This is a genomic window from Nitratireductor sp. L15S-10, assembly GCF_045011005.1.
GTDB lineage: Bacteria > Pseudomonadota > Alphaproteobacteria > Rhizobiales > Rhizobiaceae > Nitratireductor.
The window spans coordinates 3,658,925-3,676,333 of sequence record NZ_CP120674.1; the positions used below are offsets into that span (position 1 = coordinate 3,658,925).

Annotated in this window: 21 protein-coding genes; 9 read left to right on the forward strand and 12 right to left on the reverse strand. The window is 61.5% G+C overall.

Annotated elements, in window-relative coordinates; translation table 11 throughout:
* Nucleotides 1-48 precede the first annotated feature (48 nt).
* The 3 genes from P2W41_RS17370 to P2W41_RS17380 all read right to left on the reverse strand — a co-directional run bounded on the left by P2W41_RS17370 (nt 49) and on the right by P2W41_RS17380 (nt 2,146).
* Nucleotides 49-1,104 carry a C45 family autoproteolytic acyltransferase/hydolase gene (locus P2W41_RS17370; protein WP_404933893.1) on the reverse strand — a complete coding sequence of 352 codons (1,056 nt, stop codon included), beginning with the start codon at nt 1,102-1,104 and terminating at the stop codon, nt 49-51.
* A 250-nt stretch (nt 1,105-1,354) separates the two neighbouring features.
* Nucleotides 1,355-1,612: a DUF1150 family protein gene (locus tag P2W41_RS17375; RefSeq protein WP_292898762.1), complete on the reverse strand. Its 258-nt coding sequence runs from the start codon at nt 1,610-1,612 to the stop codon at nt 1,355-1,357.
* Nucleotides 1,613-1,720: 108 nt separating this feature from the next.
* The gene (locus P2W41_RS17380; protein WP_292898760.1) at nt 1,721-2,146 is read right to left on the reverse strand and encodes an Hsp20 family protein; all 426 of its coding nucleotides are present in this window, start codon (nt 2,144-2,146) and stop codon (nt 1,721-1,723) included.
* A gap of 114 nt (nt 2,147-2,260) precedes the next feature.
* Between P2W41_RS17380 and P2W41_RS17385 the strand changes: the two genes are divergently transcribed.
* Nucleotides 2,261-3,202, forward strand: a complete 942-nt coding sequence (locus P2W41_RS17385; RefSeq protein WP_404933894.1) for a nucleoside hydrolase — start codon at nt 2,261-2,263, stop codon at nt 3,200-3,202.
* A gap of 25 nt (nt 3,203-3,227) precedes the next feature.
* Here the strand turns inward: P2W41_RS17385 and P2W41_RS17390 are convergent, their stop codons facing one another.
* The 3 genes from P2W41_RS17390 to P2W41_RS17400 form a co-directional block, all read right to left on the reverse strand.
* Entirely contained in the window at nt 3,228-4,124 is an 897-nt protein-coding gene (locus tag P2W41_RS17390; RefSeq protein WP_404933895.1) for a ribokinase, read from the reverse strand.
* Between the two features lie 86 nt (nt 4,125-4,210).
* Nucleotides 4,211-5,095, reverse strand: a complete 885-nt coding sequence (locus P2W41_RS17395) for a methylated-DNA--[protein]-cysteine S-methyltransferase (RefSeq protein WP_404933896.1) — start codon at nt 5,093-5,095, stop codon at nt 4,211-4,213.
* Between the two features lie 106 nt (nt 5,096-5,201).
* Entirely contained in the window at nt 5,202-5,687 is a 486-nt protein-coding gene (locus tag P2W41_RS17400) for a DUF2244 domain-containing protein (protein WP_404933897.1), read from the reverse strand.
* Between the two features lie 21 nt (nt 5,688-5,708).
* On the opposite strand from P2W41_RS17400, the gene nth reads away from it, so the two are divergent.
* Complete coding sequence (gene nth / locus P2W41_RS17405) at nt 5,709-6,449, forward strand: endonuclease III (protein ID WP_404933898.1); 741 nt, start codon at nt 5,709-5,711, stop codon at nt 6,447-6,449.
* Nucleotides 6,450-6,465: 16 nt separating this feature from the next.
* Here nth and P2W41_RS17410 read toward each other — a convergent pair whose 3' ends face one another.
* Nucleotides 6,466-7,200 (reverse strand): sulfate transporter family protein, encoded by a 735-nt coding sequence (locus tag P2W41_RS17410; RefSeq protein WP_404933899.1) that lies wholly within the window; start codon nt 7,198-7,200, stop codon nt 6,466-6,468.
* A gap of 169 nt (nt 7,201-7,369) precedes the next feature.
* Between P2W41_RS17410 and P2W41_RS17415 the strand changes: the two genes are divergently transcribed.
* The gene (locus P2W41_RS17415) at nt 7,370-8,362 is read left to right on the forward strand and encodes an adenosine kinase (RefSeq protein WP_292898750.1); all 993 of its coding nucleotides are present in this window, start codon (nt 7,370-7,372) and stop codon (nt 8,360-8,362) included.
* On the opposite strand, the gene P2W41_RS17420 is transcribed toward P2W41_RS17415, so the two are convergent.
* From P2W41_RS17420 to hrcA, 4 genes are all read right to left on the reverse strand, one after another.
* Complete coding sequence (locus P2W41_RS17420; protein ID WP_292898748.1) at nt 8,354-8,986, reverse strand: trimeric intracellular cation channel family protein; 633 nt, start codon at nt 8,984-8,986, stop codon at nt 8,354-8,356. The two genes, P2W41_RS17415 and P2W41_RS17420, sit on opposite strands and share 9 nt — an antisense overlap.
* A 99-nt stretch (nt 8,987-9,085) precedes the next feature.
* Nucleotides 9,086-9,745 carry a nucleotide exchange factor GrpE gene (gene grpE, locus P2W41_RS17425; protein WP_292898746.1) on the reverse strand — a complete coding sequence of 220 codons (660 nt, stop codon included), beginning with the start codon at nt 9,743-9,745 and terminating at the stop codon, nt 9,086-9,088.
* Nucleotides 9,746-9,829: 84 nt separating this feature from the next.
* Nucleotides 9,830-10,120 (reverse strand): putative quinol monooxygenase, encoded by a 291-nt coding sequence (locus tag P2W41_RS17430; protein ID WP_292898744.1) that lies wholly within the window; start codon nt 10,118-10,120, stop codon nt 9,830-9,832.
* A 19-nt stretch (nt 10,121-10,139) separates the two neighbouring features.
* Nucleotides 10,140-11,225 (reverse strand): heat-inducible transcriptional repressor HrcA, encoded by a 1,086-nt coding sequence (hrcA, locus tag P2W41_RS17435; protein ID WP_292898742.1) that lies wholly within the window; start codon nt 11,223-11,225, stop codon nt 10,140-10,142.
* 176 nt (nt 11,226-11,401) lie between these two features.
* Here hrcA and rph point away from each other — a divergent pair, with 176 nt between their 5' ends.
* The 4 genes from rph to hemW are packed head-to-tail and all read left to right on the forward strand — an operon-like array spanning nt 11,402 to nt 14,354.
* Nucleotides 11,402-12,118 carry a ribonuclease PH gene (rph, locus tag P2W41_RS17440; protein WP_404935014.1) on the forward strand — a complete coding sequence of 239 codons (717 nt, stop codon included), beginning with the start codon at nt 11,402-11,404 and terminating at the stop codon, nt 12,116-12,118.
* 18 nt (nt 12,119-12,136) lie between these two features.
* Nucleotides 12,137-12,550 (forward strand): VOC family protein, encoded by a 414-nt coding sequence (locus P2W41_RS17445; RefSeq protein ID WP_404933900.1) that lies wholly within the window; start codon nt 12,137-12,139, stop codon nt 12,548-12,550.
* Nucleotides 12,547-13,194, forward strand: coding sequence for an RdgB/HAM1 family non-canonical purine NTP pyrophosphatase (gene rdgB, locus P2W41_RS17450; RefSeq protein WP_292898738.1), 648 nt, complete (start codon nt 12,547-12,549; stop codon nt 13,192-13,194). The genes P2W41_RS17445 and rdgB overlap by 4 nt, the downstream gene beginning before the upstream one ends.
* Entirely contained in the window at nt 13,191-14,354 is a 1,164-nt protein-coding gene (gene hemW / locus P2W41_RS17455) for a radical SAM family heme chaperone HemW (protein WP_292898736.1), read from the forward strand. The genes rdgB and hemW overlap by 4 nt, the downstream gene beginning before the upstream one ends.
* Before the next feature lie 3 nt (nt 14,355-14,357).
* On the opposite strand, the gene P2W41_RS17460 is transcribed toward hemW, so the two are convergent.
* Nucleotides 14,358-15,575, reverse strand: a complete 1,218-nt coding sequence (locus tag P2W41_RS17460; RefSeq protein ID WP_404933901.1) for a penicillin-binding protein activator — start codon at nt 15,573-15,575, stop codon at nt 14,358-14,360.
* Nucleotides 15,576-15,663: 88 nt separating this feature from the next.
* Between P2W41_RS17460 and rsmI the strand changes: the two genes are divergently transcribed.
* Together rsmI and P2W41_RS17470 are read left to right on the forward strand one after the other, a co-directional pair.
* The gene (gene rsmI / locus P2W41_RS17465; protein ID WP_404933902.1) at nt 15,664-16,572 is read left to right on the forward strand and encodes a 16S rRNA (cytidine(1402)-2'-O)-methyltransferase; all 909 of its coding nucleotides are present in this window, start codon (nt 15,664-15,666) and stop codon (nt 16,570-16,572) included.
* Nucleotides 16,562-16,930, forward strand: a complete 369-nt coding sequence (locus tag P2W41_RS17470; RefSeq protein WP_292898730.1) for a YraN family protein — start codon at nt 16,562-16,564, stop codon at nt 16,928-16,930. Before rsmI ends, P2W41_RS17470 begins: the two co-directional genes overlap by 11 nt.
* The last annotated feature ends 479 nt before the right edge of the window (nt 16,931-17,409 follow it).

Here is a 17,409-nt window from a genome sequence, read left to right on the forward strand (position 1 = left end):
CAGCGCTTGCGGCGGCGGGACCATTGGTTCTCCTCGTAGACGGCTTTCTCACATGGAGAGGGCCGTTTCCTTTTCGACGACCGGAAGCTGGTGAAACGGATTGGCCGGATCGTTGCCGCGGCGGATGTGCATGCGCCGTTCGGCCAGATCCATCGCGATCGTGCAGACCGTGCCCTTGCGGCCAAGGAACCCTTCGCTGTCCCTGTAGGGTGCAAGGATGGCGTGCTCGGGGTGCTCCTGATCGGAAAGAACCGATTTGAGCCGGGCAAGGTCCGTCGGCGAACCTGGAGCCGTCAGGGTGCGGATGCGGTCAAGCCGTGCCGTCGAGTTTTCCAGCAACTCGGCATCCACAGGCGCGTCACAGGTCAGGTAGTGGTTGGTGTGGGTCGTGGCGGCGCCACCCACCTCCATGCGCCGCGCGGCATCACCCTCATATTCAATGTTGATACCGTGTCCATCTGCACCTGAGATCAGCAGGTTCAGCGAACGGCCGGTGCCGGCACGCTCAAGCGTTTCTTCCACCTCTGCCCAGGATCCCGCGTCCAGGAGAGCGCGTAAGAGCACGTGCGAGGGTAGCCCGTTCGTTGGTTTGGGCGTGGGAAGGAAATTCAGACACACGCAAAAGCCCGCGTCATTCAAACCAACCTTTGCCAGGATACCTGGCTCGGTCATGGTCAAAAAGCGCCGACCCCGCTCGTCTTCTGAGCGGATCAAAACGACCAGATCCTCGAGCTTTTCCGACCAGTCCCAGTTTTGCCCGGCAAAGGGTGTGCCAGTGTAGTGCACCACCGTGCATTCTGAGGCTGAAAGTGCAGCAAGAAGCTCGCTGCGTGCATTGAGGGCATAAATCCACAAAGGATCGACCTCCGCGCCCTCGGCGATACCGTCTATTTCGGCCGTGTACTGAGGGTCGAACCTTTCGACAACACTGCGAAAATGGGCCGCCACCGGCAGGAGTTCATCGTCGGGCCGCGCGAAATACGCCTTGTAGAGGGAAAGCGTCTGGTCGATACGCTCGCCGAAGGCGCCGCCTATCTGACGGCCGCGTTCCTCCGGCCTGCCCCAAACATCGATAAGCGGAAATCCGGTCTTGCTAGCCCGCATGGCCTCTCCTCCATTTCTGGTGCGCGAAAGGCGCGACACCATTGCCTGGAAGATTGGCTCTGCTGTCAAGACCCGGAAGCGATCGGGACAGACAAGCGTCAGGGCGCGTGGTCTCCAACGCGCCCTGCTTCGTCCTCAATGTCCGGCCCAGGAGCGGTTCACCGTTTCACGGAAAGGCTGCTCCGCTTTATCCATCAGATTTTCCGCATTTGTGCGGACGCCAGGTGTTTCCACCTGACTGCAAAATGTTCTAGTGGAGGCTGACAGTCTCCAAATCGTTCTGCATCGCGCCTGCGAGCGCCGCATCGCGTGCATCCGCCAGCAGGATCGGCTGGCCATCGGCACCGAAAAGCGCCCATAACCGTGTGCCCGGCTTCAAATCAGGCATCCCGGGGAACTTGCCCTGCAAATCCTCGGCCTTCATCTCGCGCATGTAAGCCACCGCGCCTTCGCCGATGTGTGCAAGCTGCTGCTGAGTAATTGCCAATTTATGCTCATGTTCGGTCATGCAAGCCTCCTTAGCGCAGGCGTTTCCCTGAGAAACCAACCCGCTGAAGAGCCCAAGGTTCCGGAACGGGTCAGCCCGCCCGGGTTCCTCCCGAATAAGACCAGTATGTCAGTCTTTCACGGAAATGTTTATTTTTTGTACAAGCCGCTCGGGTTCGGGGCGGTCGAGATCGATGGACAGGAGGCCGTTTTTCAGTTCGGCACTCAGAACACGCATCCCTTCGGCAAGCACAAACATGCGCTGGAACTGGCGTGCCGCAATACCACGGTGAAGATATTCGCGTTCGCCTTCGTCCGCCTGCCGGCCGCGAATTATGAGCTGGTTTTCTTCCGTCGTAACATCCAGATCGTCTGAGCTGAAGCCTGCGACGGCCAGCGTTATACGCAGCTTAACGCCCTGCTCGCTTTCCGAGCGAATGCGCTCGATATTGTAAGGCGGATAGCCATCGCCCGATTTCGCAATGCGCTCGAGCGTTTTTTCCATACTGTCGAACCCAAGCAGAAGCGGGTTCGAAAAAGGAGTCATACGCGTCATTTCAAACAGTCCTCAAAGAGCGACGTGGATAGAGAAAAACCCGGTTGGCATTTTTCTCTTCCCAACTGATATGGTCGCTCAAAACACGCGTTTCAAGCATTTTGGAGCTTCTGTATGACGTCAGCGCGAAAGATCATTATCGACACGGATCCGGGCCAGGACGACGCGCTGGCCATATTGCTGGCACTGGGCAGTCCGGAACTGGATGTGCTTGGCATCACCGCCGTCGCCGGCAACGTTCCGCTGGCCCTGACGGAGAAGAATGCACGCAAAATTTGCGAACTCGCTGGCAAACCCGAGACAGGAGTTTTCGCCGGGGCGATCCGCCCGCTGGTTCGCGATCTCGTAACAGCAGAACATGTTCACGGCCGGACCGGGCTCGATGGGCCTGAACTGCCCGAGCCGCAGATGCCGCTCCAGGAAAAACATGCGGTGGATTTCATCATTGAGGCGCTGATGGCTCACGACGAGGGCGAAATCACCCTGTGCCCTCTCGGGCCCCTCACCAATATCGCGCTGGCGCTCAACCGCGAGCCACGCATCGCCTCCCGCATCCGCGAAATTGTCCTGATGGGTGGCGGTTTCTTCGAGGGTGGCAATGTCACGCCCACGGCAGAATTCAACATCTATGTCGATCCGCATGCGGCTGATGTGGTGCTGCGCTCCGGCGTCCCCATTGTCATGATGCCGCTGGATGTCACCCACAAGGCACTCACCACACGCGCGCGCATCGCAGCCATTCGCGGCCTCGGCACCAGGGTCGGCAAAGCCTGTGCCGAATTGCTGGAGTTCTTCGAACGCTTCGACGAAGAGAAATACGGCACAGATGGCGGGCCTTTGCATGACCCCTGCGTCATTGCCTACCTTCTCAAGCCTGAGCTCTTCCAGGGACGCAGTTGCAACGTGACCGTGGAGACTGGCTCCGAACTCACCATGGGCATGACGGTGATCGACTGGTGGCAGGTGACCGACCGGCCGAAAAATGCCCTTGTGATGCGCGACATCGACGCTGACGGCTTCTTCACGCTTCTGACAGAACGCCTCGCGCGGTTATAAACCGCGCCGCCGATGGAAAAAGCACTCACGCGAGTGCCGCGTCGACATCCTTGCGTAGCGGGATGGCCGGCTGCGCGCCCGGCTTCAGGCAGGCAAGCGCTCCGGCCACCGTTGCGCGCCGCAGCGCTGCCTCGAGGTCAAGTCCCTCGGAAAGTCCCGCCGCCAGATAGCCGCAAAACGTATCGCCGGCACCGACCGTATCAACGGGCGTGATTTTCATTGAAGGGCAGGTCACGAAACTGTCAGGCGTGGCAGCCCACGCTCCTTCACCGCCCAGCGTAACAATGACGGTGCGTCCGGTCTTCGCCGCGAATGCTTCCATACGCGCGCGGCGCCCTTCGCCGCCCAGGTCGAGTGCATCGGCATAAAGATCGAACTCGGTCTCATTTGCTACAACGTAATCGGCCGCTGTGAGAAGACCCGCTGCCTCAGGTCGATAGGGCGCCGTGTTGAGAATGGAAATCGCTTCCGCCTTCCGCGCAGCCTCCATTGAGGCGGCCACGGTTTCGATGGGAACCTCCAACTGCAGGAGCACGTGGTTTCCGGCTGCGAGCGCTGCCTGCGCCACATGCCCCGGCAGAACGTCGGCATTGGCGCCCGGCACCACGGCAATGGTGTTTTCACCTTCGCGGTCAACGAGAATGTGTGCCGTGCCCGTGGCGCTTCCGGCCTGATGTACGGCGGAAAGATCGACGCCCGCCGCTTTCAGAAGCTCCAGCGCCTCACCGGCAAACGGATCGTTGCCCACAGCCCCAACGATGCGGGTGCGCGCGCCGGCGCGCCTTGCGGCAAGTGCCTGGTTTGCCCCCTTGCCACCCGGTGCGGTGACGAACGTGTCGCCAGGCACCGTCTCCCCCGGCTTCGGGAGGCGATGAACGGTTGCGATCAGATCGAGATTGATGGAACCGATGACGATGATCAAGGCACACTCCCACGCAGATTCGCGGGGAACCTAGACCATTTTTCAGCATGGTGAAATCCATTCGAACTCCAACATCCAAGGCTCGATCAATCGGCCTGGCAAAGCTGTCCCGCTTCCCAGCCAAGGATCGCGCGTTTGCGGGTCAGACCCCAGTGATAGCCCGTCAGCGCGCCGGATTTGCCGACCGCGCGATGGCATGGCACCACGAAGGAAACCGGGTTCGCTCCCACCGCCGCACCAACGGCGCGTGAGGCGCTGGGTTTGCCGATCCGCTCGGCGATATCGGAATAGGCGCAGGCCCGGCCCATCGGAATTTTTAAAAGCGCATCCCACACCCGCACCTGGAAATCCGTGCCGATCAGGACCACACGCAGCGGCTCTTCCGTGCGCCAGCGCGACGGATCGAACACCCGTGCCGCATAGGGTGCGGTGGCGGCCATGTCTTCCTCGTAATCGGCGTTCGGCCAGCGTGAGGCCATATCCTCGAATGCCGCGCGCTCATCGCCCGGATCGCAGAAGGCAAGCCCGGCAAGACCGCGCTCCGTGACCATGACAAGCGCCTGACCGAAGGGCGAGAGATGAAAACCGTAGCGCATGGTCAGGCCCGCGCCCCGCGCTTTGTATTCACCGGGCGAAATCGCCTCATGCGTTACAAACAGGTCATGCAGTCGCCCCGGTCCTGACATGCCGAGCTCCAGTGCCGCGTCGAGCAGCGGCATGCCCGAATCGAGCAGCCGGCGCGCATGATCCAGTGTAACTGCCTGCAAGAACGCCTTGGGCGTCAGCCCCGCCCAGCGGGTGAACAGTTTCTGCAGTCCGTTCGGCGTATCGCCGACCTCCCGGGCAATTTCCTCCAGCGAGGGCTGATCCCGATAGTCGAGACTGATCTTCTCAATCACCCGGCGCACGACCTCGTAGTCGCTGCCTTCCGGGGTCACATCGCGCTGCAACAGGGCTGTCTGCACGTTCATGGTGTTAACTCCCGGCACCCGCCTTTGCGCTGGTGCCACATGACATTTTTCCTGAGCATGACCATGCCGCGTTTCGGGCCAGTCAACCACCCGTTTCCTGCCGAGTTCACCGGCCCCTGGCGGTGGCGAGCGCCTCTCCGAAAGCGGCGGCGAAACTCTCCCGGTCATCCGGATTCAGGAAACTGCCGAGCCCCACCCGCTTGCCACGCATCTCGACCGTCATGTCGATAATGCCGATCTCGTCGTGCCGTTCTATGCGAAACCGCGTCCAGAACGGGTTGAAATGGTGCTCCTCGGCCTTGCCGGAGGGCAGTACCTTGCGGATATCGAGACTGGTGCGCGACAGCCGCACCTCCTCGCGGACACGGGCAGCACGGTAGTTCAGCCGGAAGGCCACATAGATGGCCAGTACATCGAGCCCGAAAAACCCGAACACCGGCCAGGCGCCGAGCTTCAGGAACACCGCACCGATGGTCAGCCAGACGAGCAGCAGAACGGCCATGAGAATCGTGAAGCCGCGCGTACCCAGAGAGCGATAAGGCGTCAGCAACGCCTGAAAGACGGGAGCGTCTGCACTGTTTGTTTCGGCCATGATCCCGATTATAGAAGCACCATGGAAAAGCCCAAGAAGAAAATTGCCGCGGCCCGAAAACCCGCTCGCTCCCGCAAACGCAGAACCGCCTATTCACCCGAGGAGGTCCACGAGATCTTCCGTCGCTTCTCGGTCCAGCGCCCGGAGCCGAAGGGCGAGCTTGAGCATGTGAATGCCTTCACGCTGCTCGTGGCCGTCGTGCTCTCGGCGCAGGCCACCGATGCAGGTGTCAACAGGGCGACGCGCGATCTCTTCAAGGTCGCCGACACGCCGGAGAAAATGCTGGCTCTCGGCGAGGAAAAGGTGGGGCAGTACATCCGCACCATCGGGCTATGGCGCAACAAGGCGAAGAACGTCATCGCCCTCAGCGAAGCACTGATCCGCGATCACGGATCGCAGGTGCCCGACAGCCGCGAGGCGCTCGTCACCCTGCCGGGCGTGGGCCGCAAGACGGCCAATGTGGTGCTGAATATGTCATTCGGCCAGCCGACCATGGCTGTCGACACTCATATTCTGCGTATCGGCAATCGTATCGGGCTTGCTCCCGGCAAGACCCCGGAACAGGTGGAGGATACCTTGGTGAACATCATCCCGGACGAGTTCATGCGTCACGCTCACCACTGGTTGATCCTGCACGGGCGCTATGTCTGCAAGGCGCGCAAACCCGATTGCGCGGCCTGTGTGATCGCGGACATTTGCAAATCGGAGGAGAAGGTGACCGACATACCGGCGCCGCTGGTCGAATTGGCGCCGCAGGCCTGAGGCGCATCGGTCCAGACTATCCGCGCTGCTCTACACCCTGCGCAGCGCGCGCTGCGTCTTCCATTGAAATCATCTTGTGCAGATGAACCATCATGGCGGCTGCGAAAAGCGGCGTTAGCAGATTGAGAATCGGCACTGCCAGAAAACCCGCGATCACCAGACCGGCCAAAAAGACCGTGCCTGCATGGCGGCGGCGCAGCGCCTTCGCCTCAGGTTCGCTACGGAACCGCATGGCAGCGAACTCAAAGAACTCCCGACCGAGCAGATAACCGTTAACGAGGAAGAAGGCGAGGATGTTGATGCCCGGCACTAGCAGCAGGAACAGCGCGACGATGTTTCCGAGAATCACAATACCGAAAAACTTGATCGATGTGGCGATCGCAGCGCCCAGCGGCAGCGCCTTGCCCGGCGGATCCTGCGGATAATCTTCCTTTTCGACAACTTCAGCCACATCGTCGAGAAATAGACCCGCGATCACAGCGGTCACGGGCCCGATCAGAAGCGCCAGACCGGCGGCCAGCCCCAGACCGGCAGCGATCAGCGCGACGAAACTCATCCAACCGAGCCAGGAAGGAAGATCAGGAAAGAAAGCATCAAGCCATGGCAGCGCGATATATTCGAAGAGTTCCTTGGCTCCCAGCCACAAGCCCACAAGGACCAGCAACGTCAGACCCAGTGTCTTGATAAAAACGCTGCGGAATTCACTGGAAAACAGACGGCTGATTGCGGCGCGGGCCGCGTCGAAGATCATTGAAGGTCAGGGCCTTTCGAGTTTTGATTTCCCATTCGAGATAGGAACCCTTTCGGGTCGACGCAAGCGAAACCCTTCACACCAATGGCTTGCAAATCGTGCTCAAACCGGTAAACCGCCCGAAGCCTAAAGCCAACAACGCTTCCCTTGCATATCTGGAGATCTGAACTTGAGCGAATATGACGTGCTGTGCATCGGCAACGCCATTGTCGACATCATCGCCCGCTGCGACGAAGCGTTTCTGGAGGAGAACAATATCATCCGTGGTGCGATGAACCTGATCGATGTCGATCGCGCCACCCTGCTCTACGAGCGTATGGGGCAGGCCATCGAGGCGTCCGGCGGCAGCGCAGGCAACACGGCAGCCGGCATCGCCAGCCTCGGCGGAAAAGCCGCGTTCTTCGGCAAGGTTTCAAACGACACCCTTGGCGAGATTTACGCCCACGACATCCGCGCTCAGGGTGTCGCCTTCGATACCAGACCGCTTGAAGGTCATCCGCCAACTGCGCGGTCTATGATCTTCGTCACGCCCGACGGTGAGCGCTCCATGAACACCTATCTCGGCGCATGCGTGGAGCTTGGCCCGGAAGACGTGGAGGAAGACAAGGCGAAGGGCTCCAGGGTCACGTATTTCGAAGGCTATCTTTGGGATCCGCCGCGGGCCAAGGAAGCGATTCGGATGACCGCCGATGCGGCGCATGCAGCGGGCCGCGAAGTGGCGATGTCTTTGTCCGACCCATTCTGCGTCGATCGCTACCGCGACGAGTTCCTGGAGCTGATGCGTTCGGGCAGGGTCAACATCGTATTCGCCAATGAACACGAGTTGCTGTCTCTTTATCAGACCTCGTCATTTGACAGTGCGGTGGAGGCCATCCGCAAGGATACCCGCCTTGCAATCGTCACCCGCTCCGAGAAGGGCTCGGTTGTCGTAACGGATAACGAGACCATCCCTGTCGAAGCGACGAAGATCGATGAGTTGGTGGACACCACAGGTGCAGGTGATCTCTACGCAGCAGGCTTCCTCTACGGATACACCAACGGCCACAGCCTCGCCGATTGCGGCCGTCTCGGCTCTTTCGCAGCCGGCCTCGTCATCCAGCAGATCGGCCCGCGCCCGCAGAAGGATCTGCGCTACGAAGCGCAGCAGGCCGGTCTACTCTAGCTCTTCTGGCGGTCGGCCGGGACGGGATCGGTAGCGCGGAATGGTCCATCCGAAGCGGAGGGCCCCGCCGCGCACCAGAAATGCGGCAGTAACGGCGATCAGCGCTGCCATTGCACCCTCAATTCCGGCAAAGTCGGCCACGGTAAATACGCCTGCGCCGACGAGTGCCGCGGTCACATAAACCTCGGGCCTGAGCAGCACCGAGGGCTCCCCAGCCAGCACGTCCCGCAGAACACCGCCAAAAGTCGCGGTCAGAACGCCTGTAACCAACGCGACAATGGCCGATCCGGATGCCTCCAGCCCCTTGGCAGCGCCCAACACCGAATATGCCGCAAGTCCCGCCGCATCCAGCCACAGAAGCAGCCTGTAGCGATACTCCACCAGCGGCGCGGCAAAGAAAACGAGGACCGCAACCACGGCGCAGACGATGATGTATGTGTGATTTTCCACCCAGAAGACAGGTACATCAAGCACCAGATCGCGCAGCGTGCCGCCGCCGGTGCCTGTCACGCCGGCAAGGAAAATGAAGCCAATAAGGTCGAGTTCCTTGCGCGAGGCCGCAAGCGCCCCGGTGGCCGCGAACACGGCCACACCGGCATAATCGAGAAGCTGAATCAGGTCCATGGGGCCCTCCACGTTCTGGATAGCCGAAGGCCCCCTGAATAGGAAGTGAGCCGTTGCCTCACTGCCGCTTGCCGCACATCGGATGCAGCGGAACGGAGATCAGGCGTCGCGCTCGGCCTGCGGATTGGGCGGACCGGGTTCGGCGCTGGCATTTTCGCCGTTTTGGACCGCACCGGCCTTGGGACCGCCTTTGGCAACACCAACCATCGCCGGACGCAGAACGCGCTCACCGATCACATAGCCCTGCTGCACCACCTGAACGACAGTGTTCTCCGGGGTTTCGGGATCCGGCACCTCGAACATTGCCTGATGGAAATGCGGATCGAAGCGCTCGCCCTTGGGGTCGATCTGCTTAACGCCATGACGCTCGAGCGTGGACAGCATGGCGCGCTCTGTCATTTCGACACCCTCCATGAGGGACGCAAGCCCGCTATCTCCAGCAGCGCGGGCTTCCGCGGGAACTGCCTCGAGCGCGCGGCGCAGGTTGTCCGAAACCGTAAGCATGTCCCGTGCAAAGCCGGCGATGGAATAGCTGCGCGCCTCGGCAACATCGCGCGCCGTGCGCTTGCGCAGGTTCTCCATTTCCGCCGCGAGGCGAAGGGCGCGCTCCTTCAGCTCTTCATTCTCCTTGGCCAGTCGTACAAGGACGTCTTCTTCCGAGATCGGCTCTTCGCCGGCATTTTCCTCAAACGCCTTCACGTTCGGGTCCTCTGCCGCTTCGGTTCTGGCCTGTTCGTTGTCCTTAGCCTGATTGGTCATGTCAGTCCGTCTATGGTTTTAGAATTCTTCGGATGTTGCGCCCGATATCGAGGTTCGCGACGGCAAAATCAAGGGGAGACGGTTTCAGTTTCCGATCCCATACACCGGCTCGGTTCGCACGCTGCTGTCGAAACCGGCGATAAGGGGCCGGGCTTCAGCGATCGCCGCCTGAACCGATGGCAGGGTGAGAGACCTCTTATGGCTTTCCTCACTGTCCCAGACTTCTGTGATCCAGATCGCCTCCGCATCCTCCGGATCGAGAGCAATCACATAGCTCAGGCAACCCGGCATGGACCTGGTGCCTTTCGAGAGTATGTTGAGCAGCGCGTCGCGTTTGCCCGGATGCGCTCGCATCTTGCCGATAAGGCCAAACATTGATCCCCCCATTGAAAAATTATCGAAGCAAACGCCCGACAATCTGCGCAGTATAATCCACCATTGGCACGATGCGCGCATAGTTCAGCCGCGTCGGACCGATTACGCCCAGCGCGCCGATCACGCGCGATTCCTGGTCGCGATAGGGGGCCACGACCAATGAAGAACCGGACAAGGAGAAAAGCCTGTTCTCCGAACCGATGAAGATACGCACCCCAGAGCCTTCTTCTGCCATGTCGAGAAGCTGAATCAGACCTTCCTTGGTCTCCAGATCTTCAAACAGGCGCCGCAGGAGCTCCAGATCAGCCTCCGCCGTGAGGTTCTCAAGCAGATTGGCCCGCCCCCGTACGATCAACCGTGCCGGCTGGCCGCTTTCTGCACCCGCCCAGACGGCGAGCCCCTGCTCCACGAGTTCCTGCGATAGCGTGTCGAGCGCGGCACGCGTTTGCTCCTGCAAACGCGAAAGCTCGGCACGCGTTTCGGCCAGTGTGCGCCCACGGATATGCGCATTCAGGAAATTCGAGGCTTCATGCAGTTGCGATATGGTGACGCCTTCGGGCAGGTCGATCACGCGGTTTTCCACGTCACCGTTCTGCGAAACAAGAATAGCCAGCCCCTTGCGCGGTTCCAGTTGGACGAATTCGATGTGCTTGAGCGCTGCCTCGGACTTGGTTGCAAGGACCACGCCGGCACCCCTTGAAAGGCCTGAGAGAAGCTGGCTTGCCTCTGTCAGCATATGGTCCAGCGAATGGCCACTGCTCGACGCCTTCACCTGGGTTTCGATGATCCGGCGTTCATTGTCGGAAAGATCACCGATTTCCATGAATGCATCGACGAAAAACCGCAGCCCCTGTTGAGTGGGCATGCGGCCGGCAGAAACATGCGGCGCATAGATGAGCCCCAGATGCTCCAGGTCGCTCATCACATTTCGGATTGTGGCCGGGGAAAGCTGTGTCGACAGAATACGCGAAAGATTGCGCGAGCCGAGTGGCTCACCATCTCTCAGATAGGTTTCGACGATGACCCGAAAAATCTCGCGGGAACGACTATCCAGCGATTGCAGCGCGTGTTCCTGAAATTCTCTGTCCAAGACCGGTTTCGTCATTCGCGACCTCTGATCACCTGAATATAAGCGCCGCCGGCGGGAAAACAACAGTGTTGTTGGTGGCCATATGGGCGGTTTCCCCTCGTTTTCCGGAATTCCTTTGCGTTCATGAATGCGGAAAGCTACAAGCCGGCAAGACTGGCCGGAAACATTGAATGACACTGGAGAAATTGCTCATGCGCCCTTCCAAACGCGAACCCGATGAAATGCGCGCTGTCAGTTTCGAGCGCGGCTTTTCAAAGCATGCGGAGGGGTCGTGTCTGGTGCGCTTCGGCGATACCCACGTGCTTTGCACCGCAAGCCTTGAGGAGCGTGTGCCGCCATGGCTGCGCAATTCCGGCCAGGGCTGGGTGACGGCGGAATACGGTATGCTGCCGCGCTCCACCGGCGACCGCATGCGCCGTGAAGCCTCCTCCGGAAAGCAGGGCGGCCGTACACTGGAAATCCAGCGCCTGATCGGCCGCTCGCTGCGCTCGGTAGTCGACCTGCAGGCCCTGGGCGAAAAGCAGATCACCATCGACTGTGATGTTATCCAGGCCGATGGCGGGACACGCACGGCAGCCATCACGGGTGGTTTCATCGCTCTTTCGGACTGCCTTTCATGGATGGAGGCGCGCCAGATGGTGAGCCGCGACAAGGTTCTGAAAGATCACGTCGCCGCCATTTCCTGTGGCATCTACCAGGGGACCCCGGTCCTCGATCTCGACTATGCCGAGGACTCGGCCGCAGAGACCGATGCCAATTTCGTGTTGACCGGCAAGGGCGGCATTGTCGAAATTCAGGGCACTGCGGAAGGCGAACCTTTCTCCGAGGAAGAGTTCGCGGCCTTGATGGGGCTTGCCCGCAAGGGTATCACCAAGCTCATAGACATGCAGAAGATGGCCATCCCCTGAACCGACGCAAAGCGGACCATGCGACCCTCGGCAATTCTCGAAGCCGCGCTCTATGTGAGCGATCTTGACCAAGCCGAGCGCTTCTACGGCGAGACGCTCGGGCTTGAGAGGATCGCGAAAATCGAGGGTCGGCATGTGTTCTTCCGCTGCGGGCAGGCAGTGCTTTTGCTGTTTGATCCCGCAACAACGGCCGAGCCGCCCCCTCCCGACGCACGGCTTCCCGTTCCGCCGCACGGAGCGAAGGGGCCGGGGCATCTCTGTTTTGCTGCAACCGCCCAAGAGATCGGTCGCTGGAAGGCACATCTCGACGCGGCTGGTATTGCCATCGAAGCGGATTTTGAATGGCCGAACGGCGGCCGCTCCATCTATTTTCGCGACCCTTTCGGTAATTCGCTCGAATTCGCCGAGCCACGTATCTGGGGATTGACTTGAGACCGATCGAAAACAAGACCTTTGTGCTCGCCAGCCACAACAAGGGCAAGCTGCGGGAGTTCTCAGACCTCCTGGCTCCATTCGGCTATACGGTGCGTTCCGCTGCTGAACTCGGTTTGCCTGAGCCGGAAGAAACCGGCACGACATTTGAACAGAACGCCCGCATCAAGGCGCTGGCTGCCGCCCAGGCAACGGGCCTGCCGGCGCTTTCCGACGATTCCGGCCTGTGCGTCGATGCGCTGGATGGCGCGCCCGGCGTCTACACCGCCGACTGGGCCACGAAGGACGACGGCAGCCGCGACTTCATGATGGCGATGGAGAAGACCGAGAAGCTGCTTTCGGAGAACGGGGCCAACACACCGGAGAAACGCACCGGCCGCTTTGTCGCGACGCTTTGCCTTTGCTTCCCTGACGGGGAGACCGAGTATTATCGCGGTGAAGCAGAAGGCCATCTGGTCTGGCCGCCTCGCGGCGCGGATGGTTTCGGCTATGACCCCGTATTTCAACCGCTCGGCTATGACATCACTTTTGGCGAGATGACGGCTGAGCAAAAGCATGGCTGGAAGCCGGGCGAAGACCATGCCCTCTCTCATCGCGCCCGCGCTTTCCAGAAATTCGCCCGCGCCAGACTGGGCGCTGCGTGATTTCCGCGCCTGACAACATTCCGGGGTTCGGCGTCTATCTGCACTGGCCGTTCTGTGCAGCCAAGTGCCCATATTGTGACTTCAACAGCCATGTACGCCACCAGCCGGTGGACCAGGAGCGCTTTGCCGCCGCCTTTCGGCGCGAACTGGCAACCATGCGCGCCCGCACCGGCCCGCGTACGGTCACCAGTATTTTTCTGGGTGGTGGAACCCCCTCTTTGATGGAGCCCGAAACAGTCGGCGCGCTGCTCGATGCCGTTGCGGTCAACTGGAGCGTTGCGGACGGGATCGAAGTGACGCTGGAGGCCAATCCGAGTTCGGTGGAAGCAGACCGCTTCCGCGGCTATCGCGCGGCCGGCGTCAACCGTGTATCGCTCGGCGTTCAGGCGCTCAACGACCCGGATCTAAGATTTCTCGGTCGTCTGCACAATGTTGACGAAGCGCTGAAGGCGATCGGACTTGCCCGAGAAATCTTCCCGCGTCTCTCTTTCGACCTGATCTATGCCCGTCCGCACCAGAGCGAGGAAGCCTGGGCCAGCGAGCTTGAACAGGCCATCGGGCATGCAGCAGATCATCTCTCGCTCTACCAGCTCACCATCGAGGAAGGCACACGTTTCCAGCTTCTCCATGAGGCCGGCAAGCTCGCCATGCCGGATGGAGATCATGCCGCGCGTCTCTACGAAATCACGCAGGAGGTGACGACGGCGCACGGTCTCCCCGCCTACGAGATCTCCAATCACGCCCGACCGGGTGCGGAGAGCCGGCATAATCTCGTCTATTGGCGTTATGGCGAATATGTCGGCGCCGGCCCCGGAGCCCATGGGCGGTTCATCGAGGATGGCCGTCGCCATGTGACGTTCACCGAGAAGATGCCTGAGACATGGCTCGAACGCGTCGAGACGCAGAACCATGGCGTGATCGGCGGTGAGGTTCTGACCCGCGACGAGGAAGCCGATGAGTTCCTTTTGATGGGGCTTCGGCTCGTCGAAGGCATCGACCTGCCGCGCTATGAAGCGCTTTCAGGCAAGGCCCTTTCCAACGCCCGCATTGCGGTCCTGCAGGAAGAAGGCCTTGTCGAGCCCGTTGGCAACACCCGGCTGCGCGCGACGCCGAAAGGCATGATCGTGCTGGATGCCGTGGTCGCCGATCTGGCTCGGTAGGACCTAACTGCCTCCACCAAATCGTGACGGGGCTGCGTCAATGATTTCGGCCTTGCCGCCACGCACTTCATAGATCGCGTATCCGCGCTCGGTCGTGCCGTCGGCCAGAAAGCGGAACAGGCCCGTATAGCCATTGAACCCGACTGGCGTTTCCAAGGCATGTCGCGGGATTCCGCCGCCGCCCCTGGCGATGTTGGCGACGAGCACAACCGAGTCATAAGCAAGCGCTGAAGTCAGGGACGGCTCGGCGCCGAACCGTGCCTGATAGCGCTGCTTGTAAGTGCTGACGCGACCCTGGTCCGTGTCGGCGAACCACGCGCCCTGAAGCGCAGGATCTGCCAGATTGGCGCTCGCCCACTGCCCCGTGCCCAGCAGCTTCTTGCCGGAAATGTCGATGCCCGCTTCCGTCATCGTCGAGACGATGGTCGCCGGGCTCGTGCCGCCATCGGGGATGAACACCGCATCAGCCCCCCGCACTGCATCGGCGACGCGCTGCACGGCTTCGTAAACCGACATGTTGTCATAAGCGTAGCGGGCCACTGCAGTCACTTCGCCCCCCATGGAAAGCATGGTGCGACGCGCTTCGGCTTCGGCGATATCGCCGGCAGCCCCATCAGGCAGGATAGCAACCACGGTGCGCACCCCCTGCCGGGCGGCGTAGGAAAGCGTGCGCTGGACCACGCCCTGCGGCAGGAAGGAGTTGAGATAGACGCCAGGCGACGCCGCCGCACGGTCGGAGGAAAACGCGATCATCGGTGTCTGCGACGTGCCCAGCGCCTGCGCAGCAGCGCGCACGTTGGCCGAAAAGAGCGGGCCTAGCACTGCGGCAGCACCTTCGGCGGATGCCTGTCCTGCTGCGACTGCAGCGCCCTCCGTGGTTCCACCCGTGTCCTTGACGACCATTTCCAGCGCGTTCAAGCCAGCATCGTCCATGGCAAGCAGCGCGGCGTTCTTGAGCTCGGCCGCGATGCGGCTGGCATTGCCTTCGCCGGTCAGCGGCAGGAGCAGCGCCACACGCGTTTCACCTGTACCGATCACCTCACCTGTGGCCGCTACACGCGGCGCAGTTTCCGCAATGGGTCGTGTGGCGATGGACTGGTCGACGGGCTGCGGCATGCCATAGGGCACGTCAGCCCCCACGCAGCCACCGAGCGCCAGAAGGCCGGCCAGCGCCAGTGAGATGATCCCGGTTCTGCCACCGGGCGATGTCGATAATTTCATGCGTCGCATCCGTCCCAAATTCAGCGCGCGACTTTGCAACCCACATGCCTCCATGTCAAAGAGATGAGCGAATAAGGATCAAAGAGTTATGGAAAACCCGCGCGGAGAGAAAAGTTTCGTCGTCGGCAATGCCCGTATTGGCGCCGGGCCGCTGGAGCCGGCGCTTTATCTGGTGGCAACCCCCATCGGCAATCTGGGCGATATCACGCTGCGCGCGCTCGAAGTGCTTGCCGGGGCGGATCTCGTTGCCTGCGAGGACACCCGCGTTTCGCGCGTGCTTCTTGCCCGCTACGGCATTGGCCAGAGCCTCACCGCCTATCACGAACACAATGCGGAAAAAGCCGGCCCGCGCCTGCTGGCGGCGCTCGAAGCGGGGCAGAGCGTTGCGCTCATCTCCGACGCCGGCACGCCGCTCGTCTCGGATCCCGGGTATCGTCTTGTGGACCAAGCAATCGAAAAGGGCCTGCGCGTTGTGCCCATTCCCGGCCCCTCTGCGGTTCTTGCCGCGCTCTCGGCCTCCGGGCTGCCGACGGATGCATTTCTGTTTGCCGGTTTTCTTCCCGTGAAGGACGGGCAGCGCCGCGCGCGGCTCGAAACATTTCGCCAGACCCCGGCGACGCTGGTTTTCTTCGAATCGCCGCGCCGCCTCGATGACAGTCTTGCCGCGATGGCAGAGGTGCTTGGCGGGAAGCGGCAGGCCTGTGTGGCTCGCGAACTTACCAAGACATTCGAGGAATTGCGGCGCGGCGCGCTTTCGGATCTGGCCGCGCATTATGCCGATACCGGTGCGCCCAAGGGCGAAGTGGTGGTGTGCGTTGCGCCGCCGGAAAGCGAAGAAAAGACAAGCGCGGAAGATGTGGACCGGCTACTCATAGCGCTCTCCGATGAGATGTCCGCCTCCAAGGCGGCGGGTGAAGCCGCACGCATGACGGGCGGACGCAAGTCCGAGCTCTATCAGCGGCTTCTCGATCTGAAGGCAAAGAGTGATGCCGGCTGAGGCGCGGCAGAAAGCCTATCGCCTCGGCCATCGCGGCGAGTGGCTGGCGGCCATGGCGCTGCGGCTGAAGGGCTATCGCATTCTGGCCCGGCGGTATCGCACAAAGCTTGGCGAGATCGACCTGATCGCCCGGCGCGGCGATCTGGTGGCGATTGTCGAGGTGAAGGCGCGCCCGACTGTGGAAGCGGCGATGGATGCGGTGGCCTATCATGCGCAGAGCCGTATCGAACGCGCGGCTGACCTGTGGCTTGCCCGCCAACCCGATCACGCACGGCTCTCGCTGCGCTTCGATCTTGTCGCCATCCTCCCCCGCCGATGGCCGGTGCATGTGGAGAATTTCTTCCAGGGGCGTGGTTGAACACCGGGCCATGTTCCTGCGCATTCTGCCAATGGGTCCCGGATAGCCTGCGGCTTCCGGGATGACAGGCTGGGATGACGGGGTGGTGTGGCGCGGGCATTTCTGGGCAGGCTCCTTCGTTGCCGCGCGGGGTTGCCGCCGGGGTTTGGCTCGTTCGGGAAACGGGGCGCGTTTTTCGTGCCTCTCTGTTGTGAAATAAGTGGCGCGAAAAGCGCGCCCCGCCGGCCGCTGTCCCGTCTGCCGGCCGGTCACTCGGGCGATCCGTGCCCTAGCGGCTTTTCCGCAACCGACATGATGCCGGCCGCCGGCCTTTCGCGGGCCCTCACAGGCCTCGGGTCACCGAACCCGAGGGGGAGGCTGCCGTCGCCCCTCCTGATCCCCGGCTCCGGACCCGGTTCCCGACAGGGGCGATGGGGGAAGTGTAGCGGAGGTTTTGAGGGTGGGGAGAAAAGAGCGAATAGGGAGTAGCGAATAGCGAG

Bases quoted from the DNA above. Each gene is read 5' to 3' on its own strand.
- P2W41_RS17445 (WP_404933900.1), top strand. From the start codon at position 12,137: ATGCGACCCTCGGCAATTCTCGAAGCCGCGCTCTATGTGAGCGATCTT.
- P2W41_RS17470 (WP_292898730.1), top strand. From the start codon at position 16,562: ATGCCGGCTGAGGCGCGGCAGAAAGCCTATCGCCTCGGCCATCGCGGC.
- P2W41_RS17410 (WP_404933899.1), bottom strand. From the start codon at position 7,200: ATGATCTTCGACGCGGCCCGCGCCGCAATCAGCCGTCTGTTTTCCAGT.
- P2W41_RS17380 (WP_292898760.1), bottom strand. From the start codon at position 2,146: ATGACGCGTATGACTCCTTTTTCGAACCCGCTTCTGCTTGGGTTCGAC.
- grpE (WP_292898746.1), bottom strand. From the start codon at position 9,745: ATGACCAATCAGGCTAAGGACAACGAACAGGCCAGAACCGAAGCGGCA.
- P2W41_RS17395 (WP_404933896.1), bottom strand. From the start codon at position 5,095: ATGAACGTGCAGACAGCCCTGTTGCAGCGCGATGTGACCCCGGAAGGC.
- rph (WP_404935014.1), top strand. From the start codon at position 11,402: ATGCGCCCTTCCAAACGCGAACCCGATGAAATGCGCGCTGTCAGTTTC.
- P2W41_RS17460 (WP_404933901.1), bottom strand. From the start codon at position 15,575: ATGAAATTATCGACATCGCCCGGTGGCAGAACCGGGATCATCTCACTG.
- nth (WP_404933898.1), top strand. From the start codon at position 5,709: ATGGAAAAGCCCAAGAAGAAAATTGCCGCGGCCCGAAAACCCGCTCGC.
- P2W41_RS17420 (WP_292898748.1), bottom strand. From the start codon at position 8,986: ATGGACCTGATTCAGCTTCTCGATTATGCCGGTGTGGCCGTGTTCGCG.
- P2W41_RS17430 (WP_292898744.1), bottom strand. From the start codon at position 10,120: ATGTTTGGCCTTATCGGCAAGATGCGAGCGCATCCGGGCAAACGCGAC.
- P2W41_RS17400 (WP_404933897.1), bottom strand. From the start codon at position 5,687: ATGGCCGAAACAAACAGTGCAGACGCTCCCGTCTTTCAGGCGTTGCTG.
- P2W41_RS17370 (WP_404933893.1), bottom strand. From the start codon at position 1,104: ATGCGGGCTAGCAAGACCGGATTTCCGCTTATCGATGTTTGGGGCAGG.
- rsmI (WP_404933902.1), top strand. From the start codon at position 15,664: ATGGAAAACCCGCGCGGAGAGAAAAGTTTCGTCGTCGGCAATGCCCGT.
- P2W41_RS17375 (WP_292898762.1), bottom strand. From the start codon at position 1,612: ATGACCGAACATGAGCATAAATTGGCAATTACTCAGCAGCAGCTTGCA.
- P2W41_RS17385 (WP_404933894.1), top strand. From the start codon at position 2,261: ATGACGTCAGCGCGAAAGATCATTATCGACACGGATCCGGGCCAGGAC.
- hrcA (WP_292898742.1), bottom strand. From the start codon at position 11,225: ATGACGAAACCGGTCTTGGACAGAGAATTTCAGGAACACGCGCTGCAA.